General features: G+C 45.1%; 9 protein-coding genes. 5 read left to right on the forward strand and 4 right to left on the reverse strand.

All coding sequences use genetic code 11. From position 1 onward, the window contains the following. Position 1 precedes the first annotated feature (1 nt). Together leuS and AC27EZ_RS10660 are read right to left on the reverse strand one after the other, a co-directional pair. Entirely contained in the window at positions 2-2605 is a 2604-nt protein-coding gene (leuS, locus tag AC27EZ_RS10655; protein WP_487135319.1) for a leucine--tRNA ligase, read from the reverse strand. Positions 2606-2877: 272 nt separating this feature from the next. Then, entirely contained in the window at positions 2878-3501 is a 624-nt protein-coding gene (locus tag AC27EZ_RS10660) for an SRPBCC family protein (protein ID WP_487135320.1), read from the reverse strand. A gap of 271 nt (positions 3502-3772) precedes the next feature. Between AC27EZ_RS10660 and AC27EZ_RS10665 the strand changes: the two genes are divergently transcribed. Further along, the gene (locus AC27EZ_RS10665; RefSeq protein ID WP_487135321.1) at positions 3773-6169 is read left to right on the forward strand and encodes a Lon protease family protein; all 2397 of its coding nucleotides are present in this window, start codon (positions 3773-3775) and stop codon (positions 6167-6169) included. A 105-nt stretch (positions 6170-6274) separates the two neighbouring features. On the opposite strand, the gene AC27EZ_RS10670 is transcribed toward AC27EZ_RS10665, so the two are convergent. Both AC27EZ_RS10670 and yhbY read right to left on the reverse strand, forming a co-directional pair. After that, positions 6275-7051 carry a 3-hydroxyacyl-CoA dehydrogenase gene (locus tag AC27EZ_RS10670; protein WP_487135322.1) on the reverse strand — a complete coding sequence of 259 codons (777 nt, stop codon included), beginning with the start codon at positions 7049-7051 and terminating at the stop codon, positions 6275-6277. A gap of 95 nt (positions 7052-7146) precedes the next feature. Further along, on the reverse strand, positions 7147-7440 hold the full coding sequence (yhbY, locus tag AC27EZ_RS10675; RefSeq protein ID WP_421131572.1) for a ribosome assembly RNA-binding protein YhbY: 294 nt from the start codon (positions 7438-7440) through the stop codon (positions 7147-7149). A gap of 95 nt (positions 7441-7535) precedes the next feature. Here yhbY and rlmE point away from each other — a divergent pair, with 95 nt between their 5' ends. The 4 genes from rlmE (at position 7536) to glmM (ending at position 12475) form a co-directional block, all read left to right on the forward strand. Further along, positions 7536-8165: a 23S rRNA (uridine(2552)-2'-O)-methyltransferase RlmE gene (gene rlmE / locus AC27EZ_RS10680; protein WP_487135323.1), complete on the forward strand. Its 630-nt coding sequence runs from the start codon at positions 7536-7538 to the stop codon at positions 8163-8165. A 104-nt stretch (positions 8166-8269) separates the two neighbouring features. Beyond that, entirely contained in the window at positions 8270-10216 is a 1947-nt protein-coding gene (gene ftsH, locus AC27EZ_RS10685; protein ID WP_487135324.1) for an ATP-dependent zinc metalloprotease FtsH, read from the forward strand. 81 nt (positions 10217-10297) lie between these two features. Further along, entirely contained in the window at positions 10298-11122 is an 825-nt protein-coding gene (folP, locus tag AC27EZ_RS10690; RefSeq protein WP_487135325.1) for a dihydropteroate synthase, read from the forward strand. 9 nt (positions 11123-11131) lie between these two features. Then, a complete protein-coding gene (gene glmM, locus AC27EZ_RS10695) occupies positions 11132-12475 on the forward strand; it encodes a phosphoglucosamine mutase (RefSeq protein WP_487135326.1) in 1344 nt (447 codons plus the stop codon). Positions 12476-12521: the final 46 nt, after the last annotated feature.

The following is a 12521-nucleotide window of genomic DNA, read 5'->3' on the forward strand; positions in this document are numbered from 1 at the left end:
GTTAGTTAGCCACAATATTTACTAGCTTTCCAGGAACAACAATCACTTTTCTAATGGCCTTACCTTCCAGAAACTGTTGAACGTTAGACTGCGTTTTCGCGGCGGCTTCAATATCGTCCTTACTGGCATCAGCAGCAATCGTCATTTTAGCGCGTAACTTACCATTAACTTGGACGATAATAAGCTTCTCGTCTTCGATAAGCGCTTTTTCGTCAGCAATAGGCCAAGCGGCGGTGTCGATATCGCCCTCATGACCCAACACGTTCCATAACGTGTGAGAAATATGAGGGGTAATTGGGTTTAGGAGCAATAACACCGACTCAACCGCTTCGCGCATGATAGCGATATCTTGCGCGTCTTCTTGAGGCGCTTTTTGAAGGTGATTCAACAGCTCCATAATGGCCGCGATAGCCGTGTTGAAAGTTTGACGTCGTCCGAGATCATCTGACACTTTTTGAATTGTTTTATGGACTTCACGGCGAAGCGCCTGTTGAGGCTTGGTTAACAATGAAGCATCTAAAGTGGCAGGCGTACCGCGCTCTACATGTTCAGTCACTAATTTCCAAATGCGTCGTAAGAAACGGTTTGCACCTTCTACGCCAGAGTCTACCCACTCAAGGGTTTGTTCTGGTGGCGCCGCGAACATGGTAAACAGTCTTACTGTATCTGCGCCATAAAGGTCGATAACTTGTTGCGGGTCGATGCCATTATTCTTCGACTTTGACATTTTTGTCATACCGCCATGAATAACGCTTTCGCCGTCAGCGGTAAGCCACGCTTTTACAATTCGGCCTTTTTCGTCTTTTTCTGTAGAAACATCGGTAGGAGAAAACCATGTTTTCTTACCCGCTGCATCTTCACGATAGTAAGAGTCGGCTAATACCATACCTTGACACAAAAGACGCTTAAATGGTTCGTCAGAATCGACAAGGCCTTCGTCTCTTAACAATTTGTGGAAAAATCGAGAGTAAAGAAGGTGAAGTATTGCGTGTTCGATACCACCAATATATTGGTCGACTGGCAGCCAGTAACTTGATGACGCAGGGTCTAGCATGGCGTCTTGATTTGTCGCAGATGCATAGCGTGCGTAATACCACGACGATTCCATAAAGGTATCAAAGGTGTCGGTTTCGCGTTGCGCTGGCTGGCCATTGTAGGTTGTTTTCGCCCACTCAGGGTCGGCTTTAATCGGTGACGTTACGCCATCCATTTCAACATCTTCAGGAAGTACTACAGGCAGTTGGTCAGACGGCACAGGAACAGACTCACCGTTTTCCAAATTCAACATTGGAATAGGTGTCCCCCAATAACGCTGGCGGCTTACACCCCAGTCGCGAAGGCGATAATTTACCTTTCTTGTACCGCAGCCTTTACTTTCAAGTTCGTCCGCTATGCCGTTAAAGGCCGCGTCAAAATCGAGGCCATCAAACTTTTCTGAATTTATTAAGCACCCTTTCTCGGTATAAGCAGAGGCTGACAAGTCACACTCGTCTTCCTTGCCTTCGGCGGCTTTAATCACTTGTTTGATGGTTAACTGATACTTTGTTGCAAATTCCCAGTCGCGTTGGTCGTGTCCAGGAACGGCCATTACTGCGCCAGAACCGTAATCCATTAAAACGAAGTTAGCGACCCAAACCGGTAGCGTTTCGCCAGTAAGAGGGTGCACAGCCGTTATGCCGGTTGCGCAGCCTTTCTTTTCCATCGTGGCTAATTCGGCTTCTGCAACTTTTGTGTTTTTACAATCTTCTATGAATGCGGCAAGTTCAGGGTTGTTTTTTGCTGCATGTTCTGCAAGCGGGTGCTGTGCCGCAACTGCCACATACGTAACACCATAAAACGTGTCAGGTCGAGTGGTATAAACGGTTAATGATTCGGTTTCACCTGCTGGCGCAGAAAGGGCGAATGTAATGTCTACGCCTTCTGAACGACCAATCCAGTTTGCTTGCATGGCACGAACTTGGTCAGGCCATTCCTCTAACTGTTCTAAGTCATTAAGCAACTCTTCGGCATAGTCAGTAATTTTTATAAACCACTGTGGAATTTCTTTTTGTTCGACTAATGCCCCAGAACGCCATCCACGACCGTCGATAACTTGTTCGTTTGCCAGTACGGTTTGGTCAACGGGATCCCAGTTTACCGTTGAGTTTTTCTTGTATACCAAGCCTTTTTCATAAAGGCGCGTGAAAAACCATTGTTCCCAACGGTAGTAGTCTGGCTTACACGTGGTTACTTCTCTATCCCAATCATATCCGAAACCCAATGATTGCAACTGCGCTTTCATGTAGTCGATATTCGAATATGTCCAGTTAGCCGGGGCAGTATTGTTGTTGATTGCAGCGTTTTCCGCTGGCAATCCAAACGCGTCCCATCCCATTGGCTGCAGTACATTTTTACCCTGCATACGTTGATAACGACTTATTACATCACCAATGGTGTAGTTCCGAACGTGTCCCATGTGTAACCTTCCACTTGGGTAAGGAAACATCGACAGGCAGTAGAATTTTTCTTTATCTACGTCGTCATTGGCTTTGAAAGATTGGTTGTCTTCCCAGTATTGCTGAACGCGTTGTTCAATTTCTTTCGGGTTGTACTGATTATCGGCCATGAAACTTAGGCTTCCGCATTAAGAGTTAAAACGTTTATGGGTGGGTATGACGCGCATTTTTAGCATATTTGCTCTATTTTGCACGTGGGATCTTCCCATGCAACATACATATAGCCCAATAGAATACCTCAGCGCTAAGCCATGCCTCAATAGCTTAGCACCGAACTACGCAATTTTTATTGCTGCTTGGTTGAAAAACGAGCATAAAGCGTGCTATCTGACACTATGTTTAATGGTTTTCAATGAAATGCGCAACGACGGTAAGTTCACTATCACTTAAAACGGGCGTCGCTAAACATTGTTAACGCGGTAAGTTGTTGAGCCTGCACGCTATCAACAATAGTAACCAAATTGACCGCATCGTCATTCGTTGCTTTTTTACCATTGAAGTGAATAGTTCCGGCTGCGTTATACGTCAGCGTGACTTTTGTTCTCTGTTTCTGAACATTATCGCGTTGGTTTTTGGCGTTGTTACTATCTTCATAAGTTGTGCTTTCAAGCACGTTAAACTCCCAAATTAACGCGCCGTTTATCCCCATCTCCTGAAGCGGTCCGAGACCGCCAATCATGACGACCTTCTTGTTAGGCTCAATAACGCTGATTTGCATATGCATAGCACTGGCGATATCGGTGGTTTCACAAAAGCAGCCGCCAGCCTTTTCTTCGATGTGCAGTTTGCCTTCCCACCACGTATGATCTTTTGGCCACCACATATCGACGTGTTTTATAAAGTGCGTATAAACCGCATCAACGGGTGCGTTGCTTTCACTAACATTTGTGATAGAAAAACCCGTGTTATCTGCATAGTTAATGTCAGCCATGCTGGGCAATGCGAACAATGTGGTAATCAATATCAGAACAGAGCGGGTAAAAGGGCGGTGAGTTATTTTTATCATTGTTTCGTCTACCTTTCTTTGAACGGTGTGCCTGGCGCGTTAACGTGGTTCATTAAAATGCACGTATGGTGTAACGCTAACAGAATAAAATGACAAAGTGTTAGCGGCGAATCGACTATTGTTAATGAGGGTCATCCAATTTTACTTATTTTGTGTCTTAATGGTTGTTTGTTGCTCAATTAACAGTGCAATGCCATGTTAATGCTGATAAGCGTTTGACACTCAAGTTAATTAGGGTTTCACTTACCTAAAGAATTAAAGATAGAACACCATGTCTGCAGACAGTAAAGCATTCGCGTTAGACTTTGACGCATTATCACCTAGCATAAATCGGCGCGCGATTGCCAGCGCGTTAAAAGACGACGAAGCGCTTAATGCGACCTTCATTGGCCAAGAGCGGGCCCGTGAAGCCCTTACATTTGGGTTGGGCATTCAGGCGAAAGGATACAACCTTTACGTTATGGGTGAACCTGCTACAGGCCGCTTCACTCTCGTTAAAGACTATATAGAACGTGAGGTAGCGCATCGTGGTGCGATTGATGATATCTGCTATATCAACAATTTCGATGAAGAGCGCGAACCTATCGCATTACGTTTTCCTGCTGGCGGCGGTAAGCAATTCCATAAAGATATAGCTACATTACTCGATGATATTCTGAATACCTTTCCCGTTGCTTTTGACAACCCTAGCTATCAGCGACGCAGAAGCAGTATTGTGCGGGAGTTTGAGAGTAAATATAACAGTGCGATGGATACGGTAGAGCGTTATGCTCAAGCAAACGATGTCGCCCTCTATGAAGACGCTGGAACAATAAATTTCTCTCCCATAATTGATGGAAAACCGCTGACGGATACTGAATTTGCCTCGTTAGACGATCAAAAGAGGCAGTATTTCTATGATCTTATCGATGAATTAGAAAACCGCCTCAGCGAGAGCTTACTCAGTTTGCCTATTTGGAAGCGTGAAAATGCTGAGCAGCTAAAAGCGTTAGATAAACAAACGGCTGAACACGGCATTAAGCCGCTACTGAAAATGCTTGAGCACAGCTATGCATCTGACATTGGTACGCTTAAGTATTTAAAAAAGTTAAAGTCAGCGCTTATCGACGCTATTTTAGTTATTAAGTCAGAGGAGCAACGAGAGGATAAAACGGAAGACTTCGACAGGCGAATCTATCTTGAGGAACAGTTTTTGCCTAACGTATTGGTCGCGAATCAGGTTGACGCCTCAGCCCCTGTTTACTATGAGCCTAACCCTACTTACCAAAACCTGTTTGGCAAAATCGAATACACCAATATTCACGGCAGTGTGTTTACCAACTACCGTATGATCCGCCCCGGTGCATTGCATCGAGCTAATGGGGGATATTTACTGCTAGACGTTGACCAGCTTATTGAGCAACCCTATGTATGGGACACGTTAAAACTTGCGGTTAAATCTGGCCGTCTGCGTATGGATTTGCCACAGCAAGATGTAGGAATGGTGAACGCAATTACACTGAATCCTCAGCCCATCGATCTTAATGTAAAGATTATTTTGATGGGGTCTCGCGATTTATACTATACGTTACAAGATTACGACGATGAGTTTGATGAACTGTTTCGCGTTCTGGTTGATTTCGACCTTGAGATAGAGGTGTCCCGCCAGTCTCTGTTTGATTTTGTTGGAAAAGTGCGACGTCATTTACGTACGCTTGATGTAAAAGATATAAGTTTAACTGCAATGGCGCGGCTCGTAGAGTATTCCCTGCGAATGGCAGAGCATCAAAATAAATTATCAGCACATTTCGCAGAAGTAATTGAATTGGTTAACGAGGCGCATTTCTTTTGCAAAAAAGCGGGGGCAGATACCTTAGAGATAGGGCATTTGAAAACCGCGCTAAGTGCAAAAAAACGAAGAACCGGCAGAGTAAGCCAAGCCTTGCTTAACGATATTAAAGAAGGGCATGTGCTTATAGCGACAGAAGGTTCTGCGATTGGCACGGTAAACGGGCTGACCGTGCTAGATGTTGGCGATACTGCATTTGGTACCCCTGCACGAATTACCTCAACCGTATACGTTGGTGGAAGCGGTGTAGTTGATATTGAGCGCGAGGTAGAACTAGGCCAAGCCATTCACTCCAAAGGCGTGATGTTGCTAACGGGGTATTTAGGTAATAAATACGCTCAGCATTTTCCATTAACGTTATCAGCAAATATTGCGCTAGAGCAGTCTTACGGTCATATAGACGGTGATAGTGCATCGCTAGGTGAACTGGTTGCGCTTATTTCTGCCTTAACAGAAATACCTTGCCTTCAAACGTTAGCTATTACGGGTTCAATTAATCAAAACGGCGAGGTTCAGGCCGTAGGCGGGGTCAACGAAAAAATAGAAGGCTTCTTTGACCTTTGTCAGCATCGCGGTTTGACTGGCACGCAAGGGGTTATAATTCCAAAATCCAATGCAGTAAACTTAGTGCTGAACACGACAGTCATCGATGCGGTGAAAAAAGGGCAGTTTCATATTTATACCGTTGAAACTGTGGATGACGCTTTATCTATTCTAATGCAGCAAGAAGCGGGCAAGATTAGTAGCAAAGGTCGTTATCCGAAAAATTCCATTAATTATCATGCAGTGAACCGTTTGTATAATATCGCCTTGATTGTAAATGGCGGGGACGGGGAGTAGGGTACTCGTCGTTTATTAAAGATAAGATGCGTTCTGTGGTGCGAGAGAAGAAGTAAAAAAAAGGGAGCAAATGCTCCCTTTTTACGTTTACAAACCGCGCTCCGTTTATTTTGGAGGCATGCGCAAACCGCCATCTAAACGAATAGTCTCACCGTTAATATAGGTGTTGTGTGCAATATGCAGTACAAGCTTTCCAAATTCTTCGGGTAAGCCTAGTCGTTTAGGGAATTGAACATTAGCAGACAGGGCATCTTGCACCTTTTCAGGCATTGCTAGCAACATTGGGGTACCCATAACGCCGGGCGCAATAGTATTAACCCGAATGCCAAGAGGCGCTAAATCACGTGCCATGGGTAAGGTTAACCCAATAATGCCGCCTTTACTTGCGGCATAGGCAGTCTGGCCAATTTGCCCTTCATAGCCTGCAACAGACGCTGTATTAATAATAACACCGCGACTTCCATCACTATTTACCGGCGTTTGTTTTGCCATTGCAGCGGCAACGATGCGCGCCACATTGAAACTACCAACAAGGTTAATATCAATGGCTTTTTGAAAGTCGCCGAGAGGGGCAGGGTTACCTTCTCTGTCTAACAAACGCTTTGCTGGTGCAATACCGGCACAGTTTACGAGTACATCTATTGACGAGAAGCGAGAAATACACGCATCAATAGCGTGCTGGACAACGTTTTCGTCTCTTACATCAACCTTAACAAAAAATGTATTGTCAGCACCTAGCTCGCTAACGCGTTGGGCACCCATTTCTTCATTGAGATCAAGTAAGCAAACGTTCGCGCCTGCCTCTCGAAGTACCATGGCCGTTGCGTGTCCAAGACCAGAGCAGCCGCCCGTGATCACCGCAGTCAAAGTCTTTTCTGTCATTGTGAATCCGTTTGTTGATTGGTTTTTAACACAATGTTAACGGTTAGGTGACAGAAAAACTACGGTGACACTGCATCAGCCGAATTAAAATACGTTTACTTTGGCAACTGTATTTTACGCTCTTCGGTCGGACGGTAGATTATTAGCGTGTGACCAATAACCTGAAGTTTTTCAGATTGTGTTTCACGAACAATCGCATCCATGATTAACGATTTCTCTTCTCTATCGTCAGTCGGAACCTTAACTTTTATTAATTCATGATGGTTAAGTGCATTGTCAATCTCAGCAACAACGCCCTCTGTGAGGCCATTTGAACCCAGTTGTACCACTGGCTTCATTGGATGTGCGAGGCCTTTTAAAAATTGTTTTTGTTTATTTGAAAGTTTCATTTAGTCAATTTTCTTACGATTTATATATCAGTTTATGCTTGAAATAACGTATTCTACCGCCATCTCGTCTACAATCCTAATTACATTGTGTTGGAATGACAAAAAAGAAACACTCCGCCAGCAGTAAGCGCTGGTTACAAGAACACTTCGACGATCATTATGTACAGAAAGCCCAAAAAGAAGGGTGGCGTTCTCGTGCAATATATAAACTCGAAGAAATCCAGAAAAAAGACAGGCTTATCAAGCCCGGTATGTCAGTGGTCGATTTAGGCGCTGCGCCAGGTGGGTGGTCTCAGCTCTCTGCTAAACTTGTTGGTGATCAGGGACAGGTTATTGCCTGTGATATTTTACCAATGGACTCCATTGTTGGGGTAGATTTCCTTCAGGGTGATTTTAGAGAGGATGCAGTACTTCAAGCATTATTGAACAGAATCGGTGGAAAGAACGTAGACATAGTGTTGTCTGATATGGCGCCAAACCTCGCGGGTAATGCTGCTGTCGATCAGTCAAGGTCCATCTATTTGTGTGAGCTTGCGTTAGATATGTGTCACCACGTACTCAAACCCGGTGGAACATTTGTAATAAAAGTTTTCCAAGGTGAAGGGTTTGTAGAGTTTATGAATGCCCTAAAGGGTTCATTTACAACGATTAAAACGCGAAAACCAGATTCGTCGAGGGCACGCTCTCGAGAGGTGTATTTGGTAGCGTGTGGGTATAAAGTGTAGTAGGCTTTCAGTAAGCGATTTTCGTTGCGACAATTTCAGGATAGTTTTTGTGCATTGTCACAGATAACGATCCCAGAATGTCTGATTTTTAGAGGTTAGTAGCATTGAGCGATATGGCAAAAAATTTAATCCTATGGTTGGTTATCGCCGTTGTGTTGATGTCCGTTTTTCAGAGTTTTTCACCTAGTGACTCAGCTCGAGCACAAACAGACTACACAACATTCTTAAAAGAAGCAGAGCAAGGTAACATCCGTGAAGTTCGCATTAATAACAGTGGCGAAATTCGCGGAACGCGCCGTTCTGGTGAAACATTCCAAACGTTTGTTCCTTATTTTGACGACAAGCTTGTCTCAGATTTAGTGAAAAACGACGTGCGCGTTTACGGCGAGCCGCCGGAAGAACAAAGCTTCTTAGCGTCTATCTTTATTTCGTGGTTCCCAATGCTACTGCTTATTGGTGTATGGATTTTCTTCATGCGTCAAATGCAAGGTGGTGGCGGCCGCGGCGCGATGTCATTTGGTAAGAGTAAAGCGCGGTTGCTTGGTGAAGACCAAATCAAAACCACGTTTGCCGATGTTGCTGGCTGTGATGAAGCGAAAGAAGATGTTTCTGAACTCGTTGATTTTCTTCGAGACCCATCAAAGTTTCAGAAACTTGGCGGCAAGATACCTAAGGGCGTACTAATGGTAGGCCCTCCTGGAACGGGTAAAACGCTGCTAGCCAAAGCGATTGCTGGCGAAGCTAAAGTTCCGTTCTTTACTATCTCTGGCTCTGACTTTGTTGAGATGTTTGTAGGTGTTGGTGCCTCGCGAGTTCGCGATATGTTTGAACAGGCTAAGAAAGCAGCGCCATGTATTATTTTCATCGATGAGATAGATGCTGTGGGCCGCCAACGTGGTGCAGGTCTTGGCGGCGGTCACGATGAACGTGAACAAACATTAAACCAAATGTTGGTAGAGATGGATGGTTTTGAAGGCCACGAAGGTATCATTGTTATCGCGGCAACGAACCGTCCAGACGTGCTTGACCCAGCGCTACTTAGACCTGGTCGTTTTGACCGCCAAGTCGTTGTTGGCTTACCAGACATTCGTGGACGTGAGCAGATCCTTAAAGTCCACGTTCGCAAAGTACCGATTGCAGACGACGTTGAACCGTCTGTCATTGCTCGCGGTACGCCAGGTTTCTCTGGTGCAGACTTAGCCAACTTGGTTAATGAAGCGGCTTTGTTTGCTGCGCGTGGTAACAAGCGCCTTGTATCGATGGAAGAATTCGAGAAAGCGAAAGATAAAATCATGATGGGCTCTGAGCGCAAATCGATGGTTATGTCTGAGGAAGAGAAGACCAATACGGCTTATCACGAAGCTGGGCATGCTATTGTAGGTAGATTAGTCCCAGAGCACGACCCTGTTTACAAGGTGTCGATTATTCCTCGCGGACGTGCACTGGGTGTCACTATGTATCTTCCAGAGGAAGATAAGTACAGCCATAGCAAGCAGCAACTTGAAAGCATGATTTCAAGCTTGTATGGCGGTCGAATTGCAGAAGAGATAACCCTTGGTGAAGCGGGCGTGACAACAGGTGCATCAAACGACATTGAACGTGCGTCTGACATTGCACGCAAAATGGTTACGCAGTGGGGCTTGTCCAGTAAAATGGGGCCATTACTTTACGCTGAAGAAGAAGGCGAAGTGTTCTTAGGTCGCGGTCAGTCAAGTTCGTTACGTATGTCCAACCAGACAGCGCTAGCAATTGATGAAGAAGTTAAAGATATCATTACGCGCAATTATCAACGAGCGGAGAAAATCCTGAACGATAATATGGATATTCTTCATGCGATGAAAGACGCGCTGATGAAGTATGAAACAATTGACGCGAAGCAAATCGATGATCTGATGAACCGAGTTGAAGTGCGTCCACCGTCAGGTTGGGATGATAAATCGCCATCAGGCGGCGACAAGCCAAGCGGCGGTACACCGGTACGCGAAGGTGAAATTACTAGCGATGGTGTTAACAAACCACCGGTTGGTAAGCCAGGCGACCTACCTAGCTAAGCCAAATCATTACTTAAAAAACGCCAGACTTTCTGGCGTTTTTTTTATGTTTAATCCGTATAAGTTACTAAAAATACGCGCATGAAATTTAAAGATAAAACCATTGATTTAACGAGCCCTAAGGTAATGGGTATTTTAAATGTAACGCCAGACTCATTTTCTGACGGTGGGCAATTTTCACTGCTTGATAATGCCTTGATTCATGCAGAAAGGATGGTTGTAGAGGGGGCCACGTTTATAGACATCGGTGGCGAATCGACACGACCAGGCGCCGACGCTGTTGGCGTAGATGAAGAGTTATCGCGCGTTATTCCCGTCATTGAGCGGTTAAGCAATAACGTAGATTGCGTCATTTCAATTGATACCAGCAAAGCTGTGGTGATGCGCGAAGCCGTGAAAGCGGGCGCTGCACTTATCAACGATGTGCGTGCACTTCAAGAGCCTGGCGCGTTGCAGGTCGCCGCTGAATCTCATGTGCCTGTATGTTTAATGCATATGCAGGGCGAGCCGCGTTCTATGCAACACTCGCCACATTACGCTAACGTCGTTTCTGATGTGAAAACGTTTCTACAGCAGCGTGTTAAAGCGTGTGAAGACGCTGGAATAGCGACAGACAGTATTTTGTTAGACCCAGGGTTTGGTTTTGGGAAAACGTTGGAACACAATTTTTCACTGTTAAAACATCTTCCAGATATCATGCAGTTGGGTTATCCGGTGCTCGTTGGCATGTCGCGAAAATCGATGATCGGAAAATTGTTAGACCGAAATGTAGATGAACGCTTGGCGGGAAGTATTAGTCTCGCTACAATTGCAGCACAAATGAGAGCACCAATAATCCGTGTTCACGATGTACAGGAAACGTCGGACGCGGTAAAACTAGTTAATATGCTTTTATCAGTAGAATAAGGATAAACAATGAGCGAGCGTAAATATTTCGGCACTGATGGCATTCGTGGCAAAGTGGGCGAAAGTAACATTAACCCAGAATTTGTCACTAAGTTAGGCTGGGCTGCGGGTAAAGTACTTGCTGGGCGTGGCACAAATAAAGTGTTAATTGGTAAAGATACGCGTATTTCAGGCTATATGTTGGAATCGTCGCTCGAGGCCGGTCTCTCAGCTGCCGGCATAGATATTGGCTTGTTAGGGCCAATGCCCACACCGGCAATCGCCTATTTAACAAAAACGTTTCGTTCTGAAGCTGGCATTGTAATAAGCGCTTCTCACAATCCTTATTACGATAACGGTATTAAATTCTTCTCGGCACAAGGCTTTAAGCTTGATGATGATATTGAGCTTGCGATAGAAAGTATGCTCGATAAGCCGATGACCTGCGTAGCATCAGATAAGTTAGGTAAGGCGACGCGCATTGACGATGCCGCTGGGCGTTATATCGAATTTTGTAAAGGCACGTTCCCGTCAGAGTTATCGTTAACGGGCTTGAAAATTGTAGTTGATTGCGCTCATGGTGCAACGTACCACATAGCGCCTAATGTGCTTAGAGAACTTGGTGCGCAGGTCGTAGAAATTGGTACATCGCCTAATGGATTAAACATTAATGAGGGCGTTGGGGCTACATCACTTCAGCCAATTATTGATAAAGTTCAAGAAGTCAGTGCTGACCTTGGTTTCGCACTTGATGGTGATGGTGATCGCATCATGATGATTGACCATTTGGGTAACGTTTTAGACGGTGACCAAATTGTTTATATTATTGCTAGAGATGCATTAAAAAATGGTCGAATGCAAGGCGGTGTGGTCGGGACGCTTATGAGCAACTTAGGTCTAGAAAACGCGTTATTGAAGCTCGGAGTGCCCTTTGCGCGGAGTAACGTGGGCGATCGCTATGTTATGGAACTGCTGCAACAAAAAGGGTGGCTGATTGGCGGTGAAAATTCAGGGCACGTACTGAACCTTGCTGTATCATCAACGGGTGATGGCATTGTTGCAGGACTTCAGGTACTTATTGCAATGTTGCGGACGGGTCTTAATTTGCACGAACTGAGCAGCGGCTTTGAGATGTATCCCCAAACCTTAATCAACGTTCGCTATTCAACAGAAGGTGTTGATTACACAGCGCATCAGGATGTACTTGTAGCGAAACAAGAGGCAGAAAGTGCATTAGGCAAACGGGGAAGGGTGCTCTTACGTAAGAGCGGAACAGAGCCATTAGTAAGAGTGATGGTTGAGTCGGATGATGAGGCGCAATCAAACAAATGGGCTGAGCATATTGCGGCAGTTGTTCGTAATCTCGCCAATTAGCTGGTGTGACAGTAATTTTTGCGTTTTATTGCTTGTAAAACTTAGC

This window comes from Alteromonas sp. 4NH20-0056 (assembly GCF_057539655.1).

Excerpts from the sequence above, each read along its gene's own strand:
- leuS (WP_487135319.1), bottom strand. The coding sequence starts at position 2,605 with ATGGCCGATAATCAGTACAACCCGAAAGAAATTGAACAACGCGTTCAG.
- AC27EZ_RS10660 (WP_487135320.1), bottom strand. The coding sequence starts at position 3,501 with ATGATAAAAATAACTCACCGCCCTTTTACCCGCTCTGTTCTGATATTG.
- AC27EZ_RS10665 (WP_487135321.1), top strand. The coding sequence starts at position 3,773 with ATGTCTGCAGACAGTAAAGCATTCGCGTTAGACTTTGACGCATTATCA.
- AC27EZ_RS10670 (WP_487135322.1), bottom strand. The coding sequence starts at position 7,051 with ATGACAGAAAAGACTTTGACTGCGGTGATCACGGGCGGCTGCTCTGGT.
- yhbY (WP_421131572.1), bottom strand. The coding sequence starts at position 7,440 with ATGAAACTTTCAAATAAACAAAAACAATTTTTAAAAGGCCTCGCACAT.
- rlmE (WP_487135323.1), top strand. The coding sequence starts at position 7,536 with ATGACAAAAAAGAAACACTCCGCCAGCAGTAAGCGCTGGTTACAAGAA.
- folP (WP_487135325.1), top strand. The coding sequence starts at position 10,298 with ATGAAATTTAAAGATAAAACCATTGATTTAACGAGCCCTAAGGTAATG.
- glmM (WP_487135326.1), top strand. The coding sequence starts at position 11,132 with ATGAGCGAGCGTAAATATTTCGGCACTGATGGCATTCGTGGCAAAGTG.